The 17,344-nt window shown below is 66.3% G+C and carries 16 protein-coding genes; 12 read left to right on the top strand and 4 right to left on the bottom strand.

Features of this window, described 5'->3' with window-relative positions; genetic code table 11:
- The first annotated feature begins 82 nt into the window (after window positions 1-82).
- The 9 genes from G7Y54_RS03660 to rfbC all read left to right on the top strand — a co-directional run bounded on the left by G7Y54_RS03660 (window position 83) and on the right by rfbC (window position 8,302).
- The gene (locus tag G7Y54_RS03660) at window positions 83-1,252 is read left to right on the top strand and encodes an HlyD family efflux transporter periplasmic adaptor subunit (protein ID WP_165077411.1); all 1,170 of its coding nucleotides are present in this window, start codon (window positions 83-85) and stop codon (window positions 1,250-1,252) included.
- A 138-nt stretch (window positions 1,253-1,390) separates the two neighbouring features.
- A complete protein-coding gene (locus G7Y54_RS03655) occupies window positions 1,391-1,663 on the top strand; it encodes a DUF2325 domain-containing protein (protein ID WP_165077408.1) in 273 nt (90 codons plus the stop codon).
- A gap of 99 nt (window positions 1,664-1,762) precedes the next feature.
- Window positions 1,763-3,982 (top strand): ferrous iron transport protein B, encoded by a 2,220-nt coding sequence (gene feoB, locus G7Y54_RS03650; protein ID WP_165077406.1) that lies wholly within the window; start codon window positions 1,763-1,765, stop codon window positions 3,980-3,982.
- 134 nt (window positions 3,983-4,116) lie between these two features.
- Window positions 4,117-4,662 carry a thermonuclease family protein gene (locus G7Y54_RS03645; RefSeq protein WP_241159348.1) on the top strand — a complete coding sequence of 182 codons (546 nt, stop codon included), beginning with the start codon at window positions 4,117-4,119 and terminating at the stop codon, window positions 4,660-4,662.
- Window positions 4,659-5,078 carry a hypothetical protein gene (locus G7Y54_RS03640; RefSeq protein WP_165077396.1) on the top strand — a complete coding sequence of 140 codons (420 nt, stop codon included), beginning with the start codon at window positions 4,659-4,661 and terminating at the stop codon, window positions 5,076-5,078. Before G7Y54_RS03645 ends, G7Y54_RS03640 begins: the two co-directional genes overlap by 4 nt.
- Complete coding sequence (locus tag G7Y54_RS03635) at window positions 5,065-5,625, top strand: exonuclease domain-containing protein (protein WP_206214882.1); 561 nt, start codon at window positions 5,065-5,067, stop codon at window positions 5,623-5,625. The genes G7Y54_RS03640 and G7Y54_RS03635 overlap by 14 nt, the downstream gene beginning before the upstream one ends.
- 77 nt (window positions 5,626-5,702) lie before the next feature.
- On the top strand, window positions 5,703-6,803 hold the full coding sequence (gene rfbB, locus G7Y54_RS03630) for a dTDP-glucose 4,6-dehydratase (RefSeq protein WP_165077394.1): 1,101 nt from the start codon (window positions 5,703-5,705) through the stop codon (window positions 6,801-6,803).
- Window positions 6,800-7,699, top strand: a complete 900-nt coding sequence (gene rfbA / locus G7Y54_RS03625; protein ID WP_165077384.1) for a glucose-1-phosphate thymidylyltransferase RfbA — start codon at window positions 6,800-6,802, stop codon at window positions 7,697-7,699. Before rfbB ends, rfbA begins: the two co-directional genes overlap by 4 nt.
- 57 nt (window positions 7,700-7,756) lie before the next feature.
- Window positions 7,757-8,302: a dTDP-4-dehydrorhamnose 3,5-epimerase gene (rfbC, locus tag G7Y54_RS03620; protein WP_165077381.1), complete on the top strand. Its 546-nt coding sequence runs from the start codon at window positions 7,757-7,759 to the stop codon at window positions 8,300-8,302.
- Window positions 8,303-8,314: 12 nt separating this feature from the next.
- Here rfbC and G7Y54_RS03615 read toward each other — a convergent pair whose 3' ends face one another.
- The 4 genes from G7Y54_RS03615 to G7Y54_RS03600 form a co-directional block, all read right to left on the bottom strand.
- Complete coding sequence (locus G7Y54_RS03615; protein ID WP_241159347.1) at window positions 8,315-9,352, bottom strand: hypothetical protein; 1,038 nt, start codon at window positions 9,350-9,352, stop codon at window positions 8,315-8,317.
- Window positions 9,352-11,391 (bottom strand): alpha amylase C-terminal domain-containing protein, encoded by a 2,040-nt coding sequence (locus G7Y54_RS03610; protein WP_165077377.1) that lies wholly within the window; start codon window positions 11,389-11,391, stop codon window positions 9,352-9,354. Before G7Y54_RS03610 ends, G7Y54_RS03615 begins: the two co-directional genes overlap by 1 nt.
- 73 nt (window positions 11,392-11,464) lie before the next feature.
- Window positions 11,465-12,388 (bottom strand): NAD(P)-dependent oxidoreductase, encoded by a 924-nt coding sequence (locus G7Y54_RS03605; protein WP_165077372.1) that lies wholly within the window; start codon window positions 12,386-12,388, stop codon window positions 11,465-11,467.
- 84 nt (window positions 12,389-12,472) lie between these two features.
- Window positions 12,473-13,216 carry a hypothetical protein gene (locus G7Y54_RS03600; protein ID WP_165077370.1) on the bottom strand — a complete coding sequence of 248 codons (744 nt, stop codon included), beginning with the start codon at window positions 13,214-13,216 and terminating at the stop codon, window positions 12,473-12,475.
- Window positions 13,217-13,430: 214 nt separating this feature from the next.
- Here G7Y54_RS03600 and G7Y54_RS03595 point away from each other — a divergent pair, with 214 nt between their 5' ends.
- The 3 genes from G7Y54_RS03595 to G7Y54_RS03585 are packed head-to-tail and all read left to right on the top strand — an operon-like array spanning window position 13,431 to window position 17,128.
- On the top strand, window positions 13,431-14,384 hold the full coding sequence (locus tag G7Y54_RS03595; RefSeq protein ID WP_165077368.1) for a TAXI family TRAP transporter solute-binding subunit: 954 nt from the start codon (window positions 13,431-13,433) through the stop codon (window positions 14,382-14,384).
- Window positions 14,385-14,387: 3 nt separating this feature from the next.
- A complete protein-coding gene (locus tag G7Y54_RS03590) occupies window positions 14,388-15,008 on the top strand; it encodes a DUF1850 domain-containing protein (RefSeq protein WP_241159346.1) in 621 nt (206 codons plus the stop codon).
- Window positions 15,005-17,128, top strand: coding sequence for a TRAP transporter permease (locus tag G7Y54_RS03585; RefSeq protein WP_206214881.1), 2,124 nt, complete (start codon window positions 15,005-15,007; stop codon window positions 17,126-17,128). The genes G7Y54_RS03590 and G7Y54_RS03585 overlap by 4 nt, the downstream gene beginning before the upstream one ends.
- Window positions 17,129-17,344 lie beyond the last annotated feature (216 nt).

Here is a 17,344-nt window from a genome sequence, read left to right as displayed (position 1 = left end):
CTGGTACGGTATCTGCATCAGCGAGGGAACAGCCGCCGGCGGGAAATTTGCGCCCACCGGCCCCTTTGCCCGGAGGATCGCCATGACCGAAGCCCTGACCCTTGAACTTCCCACCGCGGGCAGCCCCGGCCGCTGGCCCAGGCGGCGCCTGCTGGCGCTGCTCATCGCCCTGCTCGTGCTGGCGGGCGCGGCCCTCGCGTGGTGGCTGTATTCCGGCCGCGTGACCAGCGTGGCCGCCCGTCTTGACGGCATGGTGCATGTGGTGGCGCCCCGCTTTTCCGGCCATGTGGCGAGCCTCGACGTGAAGGAAGGGGACACTGTGGCGCAAGGGCAGCCCGTGGGCAGCATGGAGGCGGGGACCTATGACCGCCATCTCGCGCAGGCCGCCGCGGAGGCCGCCAGCTTGCGGCCTGCGCAGGGGCCGGACATGGTGGAGAGCGCGGCGCGCCTGCGCCAGGCGCAGGAGGCGGAACGTGATTTCGTCGTGCGCATGGCCCAGGCGCGCAACGAGGAGGACCGCCTGCGCCTCTTGCGCGAGGAACGCGTGACCGAGCATGTGCGCGCACAACTGGCCCTGCGCGGGCTGGACAGCCAGGGGGGCGAAAGCACGGCGGGCAAGGAGAAATATGCCGCGGCGCGCGAGGCTGAGGCCATGGCCCGCAGCCGCAAGGAAGCCGCAGCGGCGGACTTTGAGCGCGCGAGCCTCATGCGCGCGGCGCTTGAGCAGGAGCTGGAGCGCATCCGCCAGGAGATCATGGCGGCGCGCAACCACGCCTCGCAGCAGCGCCAGAATGCCGCCCGGAGGGCGCTCCCCGAGCAGCTTTCCGCCGACGGCACCCTCTATGCGCCGGTGGGCGGCACGGTGCTCCGCCGGCTGGCCGAGCCCGGGCAATTGCTCCAGGCCGGGGAGCCGGCGCTCTTTATCGCGCCCGCGGGCGCGGCCGCGAGGGATGCCTTCTGGGTGGACGCGTGGTTCCCGGCCGGAGATGGCGCCAGCATCCGGGCAGGCCAGCGTTGCAGTGTCAGAATTGGGTCGGCCAGTGTGTCCGGCACCGTGCGGGAGGTGCTGCCCCCGCAGCCCCTCCCCGAAGGGCTTGGCACCGCGCCGCAGGAGGACGGCGGCGCGGCCTCCATGCGCCGCCCCGTGGCCTATATCCCGGTGCGCATCGGCCTTGGTGGCGAGCTTCCGCGGGGCATCAGTCCCGGTGCTCCCGCGGAATGCACGGTCATGACCCACGGCCTGTCTTTTTAATAGGCCTGGAGCCGGCGCCGGCAAATTTGTGGGAGAAATATGGGGCGTCTTTATTGACAATGAAATTCATTTTCATCTAGTCTCTCCTCAGCAAGGGATAAAAATTGCCGGCTACGCCCGGCAGGGAGGAGAGACCCCATGAGTGTGACTCTTATCGGCGGCATGGACCGCCTGAAGCCCGAGTACATTTCCACGGCAGAGGCGCTTGGCCACGACCTCAAGTGCATCAGCCGGAATGAGCGCAACTTCGTCGCCAAGATCGGCAACCCGGATGCGCTCATCGTCTTTACCAACAAGATCTCGCATGAGGCCAAGCGCAAGGCGCAGCAGGCCGCGCGCTCGCGCAATATCCCCATCCGTTTCGTCCATTCCTGCGGCGTTTCCACCCTGCGGGAATGCCTGCTCGGGTGAGCCGCTTGACAAGTGCGGTATGAGCCGTTATTTCGGAAATGAATTTCATTTTGCTTATCCTTTCCTGAGGATGCGTGAGCACGGGGGCATGGAGGAAGAATGAACGAAGGAACGGAAAAACAGACGGATCACGGCGCCGGCGCGCCCTTGCGCATCGCGCTGGCGGGCAACCCCAACTGCGGCAAGACGACGGTGTTCAACGCCTACACCGGCGCGCGGCAGCATGTGGGCAATTATCCCGGCGTGACCGTGGACCGGAAAGAGGGCACTCTTGATGTCGACGGGCGCCATATCACCCTGGTGGACCTGCCCGGGACTTACAGCCTCACTGCCTTTTCGCAGGAAGAGCTGGTGGCGCGCGGCGAGCTTTCCGCCGGGCATGTGCAGGCGGTCATCGACGTGGCCGACGCCTCGGCCCTTGAGCGCAACCTGTTGCTCACCGTGCAGCTGCTCGAAATGGGCATGCCCCTTGTCCTTGCCTGCAACATGATGGACGAGGCCCGCGAGGCGGGCATCCACATCGACATGGAGCGCCTTGGCAAGCTTTTGCACGCGCCCGTCTTACCCATGATCGCCCGCGAGGGCGAGGGCCTTCGCGAGACCATGCAGGAGGCCATCAGGCTGGCCGACGGCGGCCCGCGCGAGCCCCTGCGCCTCTCCTACGGGCCCGACATCGACACGGCCCTTCTCGAGATGGAGCGCATCATCGAGTCCTCGGGGCTCCTCAATGGTGTGTACGCGCCGCGCTGGGTGGCGCTCAAGCTGCTGGAAAACGACGAGGTCATCCTGCGCGAGGCCCGCGCCGCCGACGCCGCCGCCACCGAACGCCTGGAGACCATCTGCCGCAAGACGGCGGCCCATATCCATGACACCTTCAACGCCAGCACCGAGTCCATCATCACGGACCACCGCTACGGCTTCATCCACAGCATCCTGCGCGACGGCGTGCTGGACAGGGATCCGGGCCGGGACCGGCTCGCGCTGTCCGACAAGATCGATCGCGTCCTCACCAACGCTTTTTTCGGGCCGCTCATCATGCTGGGCGTGCTCTACCTCATGTACCAGATCACCTTCGAGGTGGGCGCCTATCCGCAGGAATGGGTGGAGGACGGCTTCGACCTCCTGGGCGACTTCCTTACCGGTATCCTGCCCGAGGGCCTTGTGCAGTCGCTCCTCGTGGATGGCATCATCGCCGGCGTGGGCGGCGTGCTGAGCTTCGTGCCGCTCATCATGATCATGTTCGCGCTCATCTCCTTCCTGGAAGACAGCGGCTACATGGCGCGCATGGCCTACATGATGGACCGCGTGTTCCGCTTCTTCGGGCTGCACGGCGCCTCGGTGATGCCCTATGTCATCTCCGGCGGCATCGCGGGCGGCTGCGCCATCCCCGGCGCCATGGCCACGCGCACCCTGCGCAGCCCCAAGGAAAAGCTGGCGACCCTGCTCACGCTCCCATACATGACCTGCGGCGCCAAGCTGCCCGTGTTTTTGCTGCTGGCCGGGGCCTTCTTCCCGGAAAATGCGGCCACGGTCATGTTCTGCATCATGCTGGCCGGCTGGTTTTTCGCCCTTCTGGTGGCGCGCTTCCTGCGTTCTTCCCTCGTCAAGGGCGAGGCCACGCCCTTTGTCATGGAACTTCCCCCCTACCGCATGCCCACGCTTTTGAGCGTGCTTTTGCACTGCTGGGAGCGGGCCTGGATGTATATCAAGAAGGCCGGCACCGTGCTCCTGGCCATTTCGGTGGTCATCTGGGCGGCCATGACCTTCCCCATGCTGCCGGATGAGGCCGCGGGCCCGCATGAGGCGCGCATAGCCTCCCTTGAGGAACGCCTGAAGGCCCTGCCCAAGGATGCGGAGGAGCGGGAAGCGGTTGCAGAGGAGCTTTCGGCGGCGAACAACACCTTCGAGGAGGAAAAGCTGGCCTATTCCGTGGCCGGCCGCATCGGCAAGTGGGTGGAGCCGTTCACCCGCCCGGCCGGCTTTGACTGGCGCACGGACATCGCCCTCATCGCCGGCGTGGCCGCCAAGGAGGCCGTGGTCTCCACCATGGGCACGGCCTGGGCCCTGGGCGAGCAGGACCCGGACGAGCCGGAGTCCCTTGCCGAGCGCCTGGCGAGCGACCCGGGCTGGTCCAAGGCCACGGCGCTCGCGCTCATGCTCTTCGTGCTCCTGTATTCGCCGTGCTTCGTGGCGCTGGTGGTCATCCGCCAGGAGGCCGGGAGCTGGGGCTGGATGGTGTTCAGCATCGTGTTCAATACCGCGCTCGCCTATGCGGTGGCGGTCATCGTGTACCAGTCGGGCCGCGCCCTCTGGGGCTGACGGCGCGGCGCCGCGCATATCCCCGTGCCCGTCTTTCCCCGGCTTGACAAGGCCGGGGAGGGGCGGGCATCTTCATATCCTGCGGCCGGCGCGGCTTTGCCCGCACAGCGGTACTTCTTACGGCAGGAGTGGCTATGCGCCTTAGTTTTCTCGCGGCCTTGTTGGTCACGTTTTTGGGTGCGCATGCGGCCCTCGCTTGGGAGGCCTTTACCCCGCGCAAGACCACTGCCTATGTGGTCGAGGTGGAGGAGGGCAACCTCATCGCCGTTGCCAGCCGCTGGGGCAAGAAGAGCGCGGATTATACCATCAGCCTCTACGGCATCGGCATGCCGGCCGAAGACCAGCCCTTCGGCAAGGAAGCGCGGGAAACGCTGCTCAGGCTCTTGCCGCGTGGGGAGCGTGTCATCGTCAGCATCGTCGGCGAAGGGGCCGGCGTTGTCCATGCGCTCGTGCAGGCGCAGGGACGGTCGATCAACAATCTTCTGGTGGACGAGGGCCTCGCCTGGGTGGACCGTGCCACCTGCAAGGCCATGCTCTGCCGCCGCTGGCACATCGAGGAGCACAGCGCCATCAAGGACAGGCGCGGCATCTGGAGCCTCAACATGACAAGCCCGCCCTGGCAGTGGGGCGGCAAGACGGGCACGCCGGCACAGGCCGCGCCCCGGGGGATGCAGCCATGAACGGATCTGTCACAGAGGAAGTGAAGCAGTTTGAGGCCGGCTGGAAGGAAGACCCGCTCCATGTGAAGCCGGCTTTTGAGTCCTGGGAGCAGTTTCTGGCGGGCCTTGCGGACGTGAGCCTTGACTTCAAGGCCCGGCCCGGCATCAGCTATTCCCTGAGGGCGCGCCACGCCGCCCAGCAAGGGCGCGAGCTCTTCGTGCTGGTGGATGTGGTGGACGATGAGCCCGAGAACCGCTGGCTCTCGGTGTGTTTTTATGCCGACCTCGTCACGGACCCGGACGAGCAGGGCGATTTCGTGCCGCAGGGGCTCATGGGCGAGGACGCCCTGTGCTTCAATCTCGAAGAGGACTCGCCGGAAATGCGCGACTATATCACCGCGCGCCTCGCCGAAGCGGCCGCCAATGCCGCACGCTGAAGACCCCGCGTGGGGCGTGTCCCACGCTGACGGGCCCTGCGTCGCCATCGACTTCGAGACCTCCGGCCGCCCGGCGCATTATGCCTGCGCCGTGGGCCTCGTGCGCATCGAGGCAGGCACGGTGACGGCGCGCTTTGAAAGCCTGCTTCGGCCGCCTTCCCCGCGCGTGTGGTTCACCCATATCCACGGCTTGCGCTGGAGCGACCTCAAAGACCAGCCCACCTTTGCCGAGGTCTGGCCCGGGGCCTCGCGGATATTGCGCGGCGCCCGCTGCCTGCTCGCCCACAGCGCGCAGTTCGACAGGCGCGTGCTCTATGCCTGCTGCCGCGTGGCCGGCCTCGAGCCGCCGGCCCAGCCCTTTCTCTGCACACTGCGGGGCGCGCGCCGGGCGCCGCTCGACCTGCCCTCGCGCAGCCTCAACCATGTGTGCGCGCATTTCGGCATCCCGCTCAACCACCATAATGCCGCTTCCGATGCCGAAGGCTGCGCCCTTATCTACGTGCGCCTGCGCGAACTCGGGGTGAGCGACGCGGTGATGCGCATCTGAGCGCGAGGGCAGGGGACCATCCTTTTGCATGACGGGGGGATATGTGCTAGGCTCCCGCCCGGGAGGACGCTCGCACCATGGCGCATACGCTTCTGATCACCGGCGGGGCCGGCTTTATCGGCTCAACGGCCGTGCGCGCGGCGCTGGCCCGCGATGACTGGCGCGTTGTCAACATCGACAAGCTCACCTATTCCGGCAATCCCGAGTCCCTTGCCGAGGTGGCTGAACATCCGCGCTACAGCTTCATCCAGGCGGATATCGCCGACCCGGCGGCCATGCGCGCGGCCTTCGAGGTCTTCGAGCCCGATGCGGTCATGCACCTCGCGGCCGAAAGCCATGTGGACCGCTCCATCGACAGCCCGGCCCCCTTTCTGGACACCAATGTGCGCGGCACCTTCGTCCTGCTGGAGGAGGCGCGGCGCTACTGGCAAAATCTGCTCGCCAACAGTCCGAAAAAGGGTGAGGACTTCCGCTTTCTCCACATCTCCACCGACGAAGTCTTCGGGGACCTCGCCGACAGCGCCACGGACGCGCGCTTCAGCGAAACCACGCCCTACGCGCCGAGCTCCCCCTATTCGGCGAGCAAGGCCGCGAGCGACCACCTTGTGCGCGCCTGGCAGCGCACCTACGGTCTCCCCACGCTCATCACCAACTGCTCCAACAATTACGGGCCCCGGCAGTTCCCGGAAAAGCTCATCCCCCTGACCATCATCAATGCCCTGGCCGGGCGCAAGCTGCCCGTCTACGGAACGGGCGGCCAGATCCGCGACTGGCTCCATGTGGAGGACCACGTCCGCGCCCTGCTTGCCGTGCTCGCCCGCGGCCGCGTCGGCGAGACCTACACCGTGGGCGGCAACAACGAGCGGAAGAATATCGACGTCGTGCGCGCCATCTGCGGCCATCTTGAAACGCTGGCCCCGGCCACGCCCGAGGGTGTCGCCCGTTACGAAGACCTCATCACTTTTGTGACCGACAGGCCGGGCCACGACGGCCGTTATGCCATTGACGCGGGCAAGATCCGCCGTGAGCTCGGCTGGCAGCCGCGCGTGGCCTTTGACGAAGGGCTCAGGAGCACGGTGCGCTGGTATCTTGAAAACGGCCCGTGGTGGCGCAGCATTCTTGACGGCACCTACCGCTGCGAAAGGCTGGGCCTTGGCACGCGCATGGAGGGCAAATGAGCGCATACAAGGGCATCGTTCTCGCCGGGGGCAGCGGCACGCGCCTCTACCCCATCACCCTGGGCGTTTCCAAGCAGCTTTTGCCCGTTTATGACAAGCCCATGATCTATTACCCGCTGTCGGTGCTCATGCTCGGCGGCATCCGGGAGATCTTGGTCATTTCCACCCCGGCGGACATGCCCCAGTACCAGCGCCTCCTCGGGGATGGCTCGCGCTTCGGGGTCAAGTTCAGCTATGCCGTCCAGCCGGAGCCTAACGGCATCGCCCAGGCCTTCCTCATCGGGGAGGATTTTCTCGCCGGCTCGCCCGTGTGCCTCATTCTGGGCGACAATGTCTTCCACGGCGAGCACTTCACGGAAAAGCTGAACCGGGCCGTGGCGCGCACCAAGGGCGCCACCATTTTCGGCTATCAGGTGCGCGATCCCGAGCGCTTCGGCGTGGTGGAGTTCGACGCCGCGGGCAACGCCATCGGCATCGAGGAGAAGCCCGCCCGGCCGCGCTCACGCTTTGCGGTGACGGGCCTCTATTTCTATGACGCCACCGTGGTGGACATCGCGCGCGGCCTCAAGCCCTCGGCCCGGGGGGAGCTCGAGATTACGAGCGTCAACCAGGCCTATCTCGACCGCGGGGAGCTCCATGTGGTGCGCCTCGGCCGGGGCTTCGCGTGGCTGGATACGGGAACGCACTCGAGCCTGCTCGAGGCGTCCTCCTATGTGCAGACCATCGAGGCGCGCCAGGGCCTCAAGGTGGCCTGCCTTGAGGAGATCGCCTGGCAGAACGGCTGGATCACCGATGCCGAGATGCGGCGGGCCGGCGAATTTTTCGGCAAGACGGAATATGGGCAATACCTGCTGCGGCTGCTGGATTCGGCGCAGCGGACAGAGGACGAGGTATAGGGCTTGGCCCGGTGGGGCCGCGGCCCCCGGTGAGCGATAAAGGGAGACTCAGGGCACATGGAATTTCAGACTCTCGCCTCCGGCGGCCCGGTGGTGATGACGCCGATCCTTCACGGCGACGCGCGCGGCTTTTTCATGGAGACCTTCCGGCAGAACGACTTTGCGCGCCATTGCGGCGAGCATGTCTTCGTGCAGGACAACCAGAGCCGCTCGCGCGGGCGCGTCTTGCGCGGGCTGCACTACCAGTTGCGCCAGCCGCAGGGCAAGCTTTTGCGGGTCATCAGCGGCAGGGTGTTCGACGTGGCCGTTGACCTTCGCCGCTCCTCCCCACATTTCGGCAAGAGCTATTCCGTGGTGCTGGACACGGAAAAACACCGCATGTTCTGGGTGCCCCCGGGCTTTGCGCACGGCTTTCTCGTGCTCGGCGACGGCGCGGAATTCGTCTACAAGTGCACCACTTACTATGCGCCCGATGACGAATGCTGCCTGAAGTGGGACGACCCCGCGCTTGGCATCGACTGGCCCATGCCAGAAGAGGGCCCCATCCTCTCCGAAAAGGATGCGCGCGGGCTGCCGCTTTCGGAGTGCCCCACCTTCGCCTGAGGGGGTGAATATTCAGGCTGTCTTGGCGGTGGCGTGCTGAAGCCACGCCATATAGTCGGGAAAGTGCGTTTGCAGGAGGCGGCGGGCATTGTCTTCCGCAAGGGCGTAGCGCCGGGGCGTCTTGTTGCCGGTGCCGACCCAGTGGCGCAGGTGACGTTCAAGGCCGAAGTGCCGTGCGTGGAAGCCCAGGGCGTGCATGGCCCGAAACCAGGGGACGGCCGTATCAAGGTTGCAGGGGCCGCAGGCGCTGAAGGCCCCGGGCGGCAGCGCCGGGCCGAAGGGCGCGCAGTGCGGCCGCGTCTTTTCCAGATCCAGCAGGCAAAACCATTCGTTGACGCGGCACTCGGGCAGGGGCCACGGCTGCTGGTCAAAACCCTCAGCAAAGCCTTCGTCGTAGGGGCGCACGAAGATGCCCAGCTCCCGGGTGCGCGCATAGAGGCGGCGCAAGGTGGCCGCATCCGGCCTGAAATCCCCATAGGTATCCGGCCCGCAGGGCGCGCAGCCCAGAACGTCTTTCACCACCGGCTCTTTATGGGCCGGGCAGTTCCAGCATTGGCCAATGCTTCCGATGGCGAAGGCATTCCCCATGGCCGCCAGCATGTCGCCCAGCGCATCCTTGAAAACAAAGACATCATTATGCATGAGCAGCAGCTTTGGGCTCTTGCTGTGCTCAAAGGCATGCTGGTAGCGGATGCCCATGCGGTAGGCCGCATCCCCGAGCCGGGTTTCATCCACGGGCTCGCGCGCCAGCCAGAAGCCCGGCTGGAACACGCGGCAGGGCCACTGGAGCTCCTCTTGCAGGTATCTTGCGACCATATAGGGGCTCACGCTGTCGTAGCGCGAGCCCATGGGCTCGTATTGCAACCAGAGAGTCCCCACATGCGGGCCGCTCTGCTTCAGGAGCGACAGCACGGAGAGCGCCGTCTGGTAGGGCTTGGCGAAGATGTTGACGGCCACATCCACGCGCTCGGCAGGCGCTGCCGCGGTTGTCTGCGGGGGCGCGGGCTCTTTCTCCGGGGCCGCTGCTGAGCCAGTTTCGCCCGTGGCCATCAGTCCTCCCTGTGGAGCACCAGTGCCACCATGGGCGGCAGGTAGAGCTCGATATCCTGCTCGGGCCGGTCCGCAAGAGGCCGCGTGAAGTGCTCCAGCGGCGGCTTCGTTATATCAAGGTTGCCGTGGCCGCCGAAGCGCGGCTCGTCGGACGACAGCAATTCCACATACTTGCCCGGCGTGACCGCAAAGAGCAGCCCCTCGCGGGCGCTGGTCTCGCTGAAGTTGAAGGCGAAGAGCAGGCGCCCGCGCTCGAAGGCCAGCAGCCTGTCCTCCTCATGGATGTAGCGGAAGAGGGGAGGCTTGCAAAAATCCTTCAGGTGCTCGCCCACAAGGCCCACGAGCTGGGCCTTGTCCCAGGCGGCGAGGCCCGAATACTTGAGGTCCGGCTGGTCGGCGAGGTGCCACTGGCGGTGGGCGTGCTCGTCAGCGTCCAGCCACTCCGGGTGGCCGAACTCGTTGCCCATGAAGTTGAGATAGCCCGCGTCGGCCGTTGCCAGCGTGATGAGCCGCATGAGGCGGTAAAAAGCCAGCCCGCGCGAGATGTTCCAGCTTTCCGAGTCCTTGCCCATGCCGGTGTACATGGCGTCGCCGAGCAGGCGCCAGATCATGGCGTCGTCGCCGTTGATGCACTGGTCGTGGCACTCCACATAGCTGATGGTGCGGTCATAGGGGCGGTGATTGGTCATCTCGTACCAGAGGCTGCCCATGTCCCGCGGGTTTTCCACGGCCTTGGCCCAATAGTCGGGGATGCCCATGGCAAAGCGGTAATCAAAGCCCAGGCCGCCCTCCGAGGGCGGGCAGGTGAGCCCCGGCATGCCGGAGAACTCCTCGGCGATGGTCACGCCGTGGGGCACCTCCTCATGCACGAGGGCGTTGGCGAGGCAGAGATACAGCTCGCCCGCGGCGTCCTCGCGCGGCTCTCCGTCCTTGCCGAAGAAGCAGCGCCCCACATGGGAGAAGTCGTCGTCGCGCCCGTGGTCGATATAGAGCATGTTGCCCACGGCGTCGAAGCGGAAGCCGTCGAGCCGGTATTCTTCCAGCCAGTAGCGGCAATTGGAGAGCAGGAAGCGCCGGGTCATCTCCTGGCTGTAGTCAAAGGAGGGCGTGCCCCACTGGTTGACCTTGCTGCTGAAGAAGTAGTGGCTGCCGTCATAGGCGGCGAGGCCCTGCTCGGTATTGGAGGCCGCGTGGCTGTGGGTGATGTCGAGGATGACGGCGAGCCCGAGGCCGTGGGCCGCGTCCACCAGGGCCTTGAAGCCGTCGGGCGTGCCGTAGCGGGAGCTCGGCGCGAAATAGCTGCTCACCTGGTAGCCGAAGGAGCGGTAGAGCGGATGCTCGAGGATGCCCATGAGCTGCACGGCGGTATAGCCGTCCGCCTTGATACGCGGCAGGACGGAGCTGATGAAGTAGTCATAGGTGCCCACGCTGTCGCCCTTGTGGTCAAGGGAGGATTGCGCCATGCCCACATGCGCCTCATAGATGCGCGGAAAGACGAGCGGCCCCGGGCGGCGGTGCCTGAACTGGTAGGGCTCGGCCGGGCACCAGACGCGCGCGCACCACTGCTCGGGCACCGCCTTGTCCTGCTCCACCCAGTCGGCGAAGGCGGGCACGCGCCGGAGTGGCGGCGGCGTCTTGCCAAGGCCGGCCGCCATGCTCCCCTTCGGCTGGACGCGCAATTCCACATATTCGCCGTGTTCCAGCGCGTCGCGGGGCAAGGTAAGCTCGAAGACGCCGCCCTCCTTGCGCTGGAAGCGGTTGCTCGCGCGCCGCTGGAAGTTGAGGCGGCTCGTGGTCAGCCACACCTCCTCGGCGTGGGGCATGTATTCCCGCCAGCGCCAATGGCTTCCGCCGTCGGCGTCGTGGACGAGGCGCAGCCCGAAGGTCTTGTAGAGGTCGGCATAGGCGCGCAACGAACCGTACGTCGCGGTGATGCGCTCCATTTCCGCGGTGAAATCGCGGCTGCGCCGGACAAGAAAGTCATGGTAGGGCGCAAGCGCCGGATCTTCCAGAGGATTTTGGGGCGGCGTGTACGACATGGCGAGTTCTCCCGCACACGGCGGTCATGCCGCGCGTCGCAAGCCGCGCACAATGCGCGTCCGGGCGCAGCGTTCAGGGCTGCCCGCGCCACTCCTTGCCGGAGAGGTCGGCCAGGCAGCGGATGAGGGCCTGGGTGCCGTCCTGTCCATGGCCCCTGGCCTGCATCATCCGGTAAAATTCCTCGGCCAGGGTGGCGCCGGGAAGCACCAGCTTCATGCGGCGGCACTCCTCGAGGCAGAGGCCGAGATCCTTGATGAAATGGTCGATGAAGAAACCGGGCGCATAGTCGCGCTTGAGCAGGCGCCGGCCCAGGGTGTTCATGGCGGTGCTGCCGCCGGCGCCGGGCACCACGAGCTCAAGCCACTCGGCCACGTCGAGCCCGGCCTCCTGCGCGAAAAGCATGGACTCACACACGCTGAACATGACGCCGGCCACGGCGATCTGGTTGGCGAGCTTGGCCTGCTGGCCCGTGCCCGGGGCGCCGCAGTGCATGATCCGCTTGCCCATGGCCTCGAAGCAGGGGCGCAGCTTCGCAAGCGCGGCGGCGTCGCCGCCCACGAAGATGGACAGCGTGGCCTCGCGCGCGCCCACGTCGCCGCCAGTCACCGGCGCGTCGAGGCTGGTGCAGCCCTTTGCCGCTGCCTCGGCGGCGATGCGCCGGGCGAGCTCCGGGCTCGAGGTGGTCATGTCGCACAGGATGCCCCCCGCTGCGAGCCCGCCGAGGGCGCCGTCTGGCCCGAGCATGACGGCTTCCACATCGGAGGGATAACCCACGATGGAAAAGACCGCATCAGAAGCTGCCGCCACGGCCGCCGGGCTGTCGGCCCAGGCGGCGCCGCGCGCGATGAGCGGCTCGGCCTTGCCCTTGCTGCGGGTATAGACGATGAGCGGCCAGCCCGCGTCCAGCAGATGGCCGGCCATGGAATGCCCCATGACGCCGGTGCCGATCCAGCCGATGCGCATCCGCTTCGTTCCCTGCGTGCCTTCTGCCGTCATGCCCCGCTCCCTTGTGCCTCGGCCGGGTGCGCCCCGCCGGTTTCTCCATGTGTGAGCCAAGTATTTCGCACCTGGCATTTTTTTTCAAGACCTGGGCTTTTCCTCTTCCTCATAGGTGGGCTCGCCGTCCGGGTCGGTGCGCGGAAAGAGGGAAAAGGACGGTTCATCCGCCGCCTCGCCCGCTTCGGCGGCGGCCGTGGGCGTCGGCGAGGCCGCGGGCGTGCGCATGGCGCCGTGCCAGAGGGCCACGCCGGCCCCGAGCCAGCCCACGAGCAGGAGGACCCCCATGAGCGCGCACCCAAGGCGCTTCTTGCGCGGCGGCGCAGCCTCGCTTTCAGGAGCGGCCGCCACACCGGAGGGCAGGCCACCATCATCGCCGCCGAGAACTTCGGGCGTGGGCTCCACGCCTTCGTCGATGGCGTTTTCCGGGTCAGGCGCGGGGCTGGCGGGCCCAGTCGGCATGAATCCGGGCACGGGCGGCGGCGTCAAGCCCACGGGCTCGCCGCCGATGATGTGCGACTGGTCGAGCCCTTCCAGCATGAGCGCGCACGAGCCGGCGCCCGGGATGGTGAGGGTGTAGTCGTCGCCCGGGTCGAGATCGTCCACGAGGCCGGGGCCGAGCATGAGGCGCTGGACGCCCTCCCCGCTGTCCCAGCCGTCGGGCGTGAGCGAGGTCTCTTCCATTCCCCAGCCGGAGCCGGAAAGCCACGCGCCGTCGGACGCGCGCCTGAGGAGGAAGACCGGGGATTCCAGAGGGGGCGCCCCGTGGAGCTCGATGATGGAGTAGCCGGGGCCTTTGTGCGGATCGGGAAGAAGTGCGGCGCGCATGGCAGTTCCAGAAAATATGTCAAAAGGTGCTGTCCGAGTGTAGCAGCAGGAGGGGCGCCCCTTCAAGGGTTTTGCCCCTGTGCCGGGGCGCGAGAGCCATTTGCCAACGGCGGCATTCTGCGCTATAAGGGCGGCTTCCCATATATGTTCCTCCTGCGCGCGGCCGGCCTGCGCGCACCCGGCGGGGAAAATCATTTTTTAAGGAGCAGCGCTGATGAAAAAAATCTTGGGCCTTCTTCTCGCTGGTGCCCTCATCCTTGCCGCGGGCGCGGCGTCCGCCGCGGACGGCAAGCGGCTCACCCTGGCCACGGGCGGCACGTCCGGCGTGTATTATCCCCTGGGCGGCGCCATCGGCCAGGTGCTGAGCAACAAGAGTGACGGCGCGCTTTCCGTCACTGCCCAGGCCACGGGCGCCTCCGGCGAGAACATGCGCCTTGTGGAAGCCGGCGACGTGGATTTCGCCATCGTCCAGAACGACGTGGCCGACGCCGCCTTCAACGGCAATGCCCCCTTCAAGGGCAAGCTCGGCGACGTGCGCGCCATCGCCCGCCTCTACCCCGAATACATCCACGTCGTCGCCAGCAAGGACAGCGGCGTGAAGAACCTTGAGGACTTCAAGGGCAAGAAGATCTCCGTGGGCGCCCGCGGCAGCGGCAACGAGGTGAACTGCCGCCAGATCTTCGACTTCTACGGGCTGGACTACAAGAACGTGGAGCCCATCTTCCTGCCCTATGGCGAGACGGCCGACCAGTTCAAGGACCGCCAGGTGGACGGCTTCGTCTTCTCCATCGGCACGCCGAGCCCCGCCATCCAGGACATCACCACCACCCAGGATGTCGTCTTCGTGCCGCTTGAAGGCGCCAAGGCGGACGAGGTCATCGCCAAGTTCCCCTATCTCGTGAAGGACGCCATCCCGGCCAAGACCTACAAGGGCCAGGAAAACGAGGTGCCGACCCTCTCCGTCCAGGCCATACTCGTGGCCAACAAGGACATGCCCGATGACGTGGCCTACAACCTCACCAAGACCCTGTTCGAGAATCTTGGCGACGTGGCCAAGGGGCACAACAAGGGCTCGGAGATCCTGCTCGAAAAGGCTGCCGACGGCGTGACCATCCCCTTCCATCCGGGTGCGGAAAAGTACCTCAAGGAAAAGGGCATCCTGAAGTAAGCCTTGAAGCGTTCTCTTGAACCCATGCAGCATTGCGACGGCCGGGCGGGCTCTGTTCCCGCCCGGCGCGGTTTTTCGCAGCGCCGCGCACGCGGCGCGCGCCTTTTCGCCGCGCTCGGCCTCTGCCTTGCGCTGCTGGGGGCGCCCGTGGCCTTCGCCGGGGCAGGCGCCGGGGGCGAGCTTTGCGTCCGCGATGCCGGGGGCGCGCTCGCCGGGGCGTGGCCGCTCGGGGAGGGGGAGGGCTTTGCCATCCGCTACACCCACTCCGTGGCGCTGACCCCGGTGGAAGACCATTTCATCATCCGGGACGGCGTCATCAATCTGGACAAGACGGTGTACCAGGATTTCGGCGCCGGGCTTCCCTCGGCGCCCGAGCCGGGTCAGGCGATGAGCGCCGGCAATGGCCGCATCGTCATGAGCGGCTACGCGCGGCCCCTCAAGACCTTTGACGTGCGCGTGGGGCGCGTGGCCGGGCATGCCCTGCTGTTGCCCGAAAGCGCCGGCGGTGGGGAAGTCCCCTTCACCAAGCTCGCCCCGGCCGGAAGCGCCCTTACCTTTATCTATGCCCCGCAGGGATGCGGTGCCGGGGCAAGGCCCCATGAGCCATTGCAGAGGCAGCCATGAGTCACAAAGAGCGGATGCAGGTCATCGGGCAGGAAGGTTCCGGCGGATTCGCCCTCGAGGAGGGGAGCCGGCTGGACTCCGACGCCGCCGAAAAAATACAGGACACACTGGACGTTTCGGAAATCGTCGCCAAGTACGACAAGGAGGCGACCTTCCGCACCTTCCGCGGCTGGCTCAAGATTTTCATCAGTTGCGTCTGCATCGTTTTTTCCGGCTTCCAGCTCTTCACGGCGGCAACTGGCCTCTACCCGCCGCAGATCCAGCGCTCCATCCATCTCGGCTTTGTGCTCGTGCTCATCTACCTGCTCTATCCGGCCAAGGCCGACGGCAACAAGCACAGGCTCAACTGGTACGACGTGCTGTTGGCCGCTGCCGGCGCAGCTGTGTGCGGCTACATCATCTGGAACTATGACACCATCGTGCTGGACGCCGGGCCGCCCACCGAGCTTGACTTCATCTTCGGCTGCGCGTCCATCCTGCTGGTGCTGGAGGCGACGCGGCGCATCGTGGGCCTGCCCATCACCATCGTGGCCATCGTCTTTTTGCTCTACGCCAAGTTCGGGAACCTCATTCCCGGCATGCTCGGGCATCCCGGCTTTTCGCTCAAGCGCATCGTGGGCCACATGTACCTGACCACCGAGGGCCTGTTCGGCATGCCGCTCGGCGTGGCCGCGTCCTTCGTGTTCCTCTTCATCCTCTTTGGCGCCTTTTTGCACAGCACGGGCCTCGGCAAGTTTTTCATCGACCTCGCGCTCGGCGCGGCGGGCAGGTTCGTGGGCGGCCCGGCCAAGGTGGCCGTGCTCGCCAGCGGCTTTTTCGGTACCATCTCCGGGTCGTCGGTGGCCAATACCGTCTCCACCGGCACCTTCACCATCCCGCTCATGAAGAGCGTGGGCTATCGCGGCGCCTTCGCCGGCGCCGTGGAGGCGGCGTCCTCCACCGGCGGCCAGATCATGCCGCCCATCATGGGCGCCGCCGCCTTCATCATGGCGCAGTTTTTGGGCGTGGGCTATGTGGAGATCGCCAAGGCGGCGCTCATCCCGGCGCTGCTCTATTATCTCGCCGTGGGCTTCATGGTGCATATGGAGGCCAAGCGCCTCGGCCTCAAGGGCATCCCCAAGGACCGCCTCCCCAAGCCGTGGCATGTGCTCAGGCACGGCGGCTACCTGCTCATTCCCATCATCGTGCTCGTCTACCTGCTCATGCAGGGCTACACGCCGCTCAAGTCGGCCTATTACTGCATCGTGACGACCGTGGTCATCTCCCTGGTCGCCAATAACTGGAAGGCATGGGCCGGAGCTGGCCCCAGTGGCATGACCGTGCGAAGCAGCCTCGCCCAGTGCAACAAGCTGGCCCTGAAAGACGTGCTCATGGCCATGGAGAACGGCGGCCGCCTCGCGCTCGGCGTTTCCGCCGCCTGCGCGTGCACGGGCTTTGTCATCGGCGTGGTCACGCTCACCGGCGTGGGCCTCAAGCTCGCCAACGCCATCCTCGCGCTCTCGGCGGGGAGCTTCGCGCTCACCCTGGTGCTGACCATGTTCTCGTCCATCATCCTGGGCATGGGCCTCCCCACCACGGCCAAGTACATCGTGCTCGCCACCATCGCCGCACCGGCCATCCAGAGCTTCGGCGTCCCCCAGCTCGCCGCGCATCTCTTCATCATGTATTTCGGCATCCTTGCCGACCTCACCCCCCCGGTGGCGCTCGCCGCCTACGCGGCCGCGGGCATTGCCCGGGCCGAGCCCAACGCCACGGGCTTCATGGCGGTGAAGCTCGCCTTCGCGGGCTTCCTCATCCCCTATATCTTCTGCTACAACCCGGCCCTCCTGATGATCGGCGCCGATACATGGGAGATCGTCTTCATTGTCTGCACGGCGGCCGTGGGCATCGCCGCGCTGTCCTTCGCGAGCGTGGGCTACTGGCTGAGGAACCTCTTTTTCTGGGAGCGCCTCATCCTCGTGGCCGCGGCCATCACGCTCATCACCCCCGGCCTCAAGACCGACCTCATCGGCTTCGGGCTCATGGCCGGGGTCTATGTGCTCCAGCGGGTATTCAAGGCAGGCCCGGGCCAGCCCCTCATGCAAGGGGGGAAGGGCGGCGAGGCCGCCGGCGACGCCTAGGCTTTTCGCTGCTGTTTACATTCGCGGTATTTAAAGGGGCTTCCCGCAAGGGAGCCCCTTTTCAATCTGTGATTTAATGAGGCTTTGTTATGCTTTTGGGTTGGTGTTGCGCCCGTGCTGCATCTGTAATGCCGAAATTATCCGTCAAAAACAGCCTTTTTGGTGCTGGCTGCGTCAGAGAAAAATTTCCTCGGTCGAGTACTTGACTACACTCCC

This window comes from Desulfovibrio sp. ZJ746 (assembly GCF_011039155.1).
GTDB lineage: Bacteria > Desulfobacterota > Desulfovibrionia > Desulfovibrionales > Desulfovibrionaceae > Desulfovibrio.
This window is presented reverse-complemented; position numbering and strand designations above follow the sequence as displayed.

Excerpts from the sequence above, each read along its gene's own strand:
- G7Y54_RS03660 (WP_165077411.1), top strand. The coding sequence starts at position 83 with ATGACCGAAGCCCTGACCCTTGAACTTCCCACCGCGGGCAGCCCCGGC.
- G7Y54_RS03655 (WP_165077408.1), top strand. The coding sequence starts at position 1,391 with ATGAGTGTGACTCTTATCGGCGGCATGGACCGCCTGAAGCCCGAGTAC.
- feoB (WP_165077406.1), top strand. The coding sequence starts at position 1,763 with ATGAACGAAGGAACGGAAAAACAGACGGATCACGGCGCCGGCGCGCCC.
- G7Y54_RS03645 (WP_241159348.1), top strand. The coding sequence starts at position 4,117 with ATGCGCCTTAGTTTTCTCGCGGCCTTGTTGGTCACGTTTTTGGGTGCG.
- G7Y54_RS03640 (WP_165077396.1), top strand. The coding sequence starts at position 4,659 with ATGAACGGATCTGTCACAGAGGAAGTGAAGCAGTTTGAGGCCGGCTGG.
- G7Y54_RS03635 (WP_206214882.1), top strand. The coding sequence starts at position 5,065 with ATGCCGCACGCTGAAGACCCCGCGTGGGGCGTGTCCCACGCTGACGGG.
- rfbB (WP_165077394.1), top strand. The coding sequence starts at position 5,703 with ATGGCGCATACGCTTCTGATCACCGGCGGGGCCGGCTTTATCGGCTCA.
- rfbA (WP_165077384.1), top strand. The coding sequence starts at position 6,800 with ATGAGCGCATACAAGGGCATCGTTCTCGCCGGGGGCAGCGGCACGCGC.
- rfbC (WP_165077381.1), top strand. The coding sequence starts at position 7,757 with ATGGAATTTCAGACTCTCGCCTCCGGCGGCCCGGTGGTGATGACGCCG.
- G7Y54_RS03615 (WP_241159347.1), bottom strand. The coding sequence starts at position 9,352 with ATGGCCACGGGCGAAACTGGCTCAGCAGCGGCCCCGGAGAAAGAGCCC.
- G7Y54_RS03610 (WP_165077377.1), bottom strand. The coding sequence starts at position 11,391 with ATGTCGTACACGCCGCCCCAAAATCCTCTGGAAGATCCGGCGCTTGCG.
- G7Y54_RS03605 (WP_165077372.1), bottom strand. The coding sequence starts at position 12,388 with ATGACGGCAGAAGGCACGCAGGGAACGAAGCGGATGCGCATCGGCTGG.
- G7Y54_RS03600 (WP_165077370.1), bottom strand. The coding sequence starts at position 13,216 with ATGCGCGCCGCACTTCTTCCCGATCCGCACAAAGGCCCCGGCTACTCC.
- G7Y54_RS03595 (WP_165077368.1), top strand. The coding sequence starts at position 13,431 with ATGAAAAAAATCTTGGGCCTTCTTCTCGCTGGTGCCCTCATCCTTGCC.
- G7Y54_RS03585 (WP_206214881.1), top strand. The coding sequence starts at position 15,005 with ATGAGTCACAAAGAGCGGATGCAGGTCATCGGGCAGGAAGGTTCCGGC.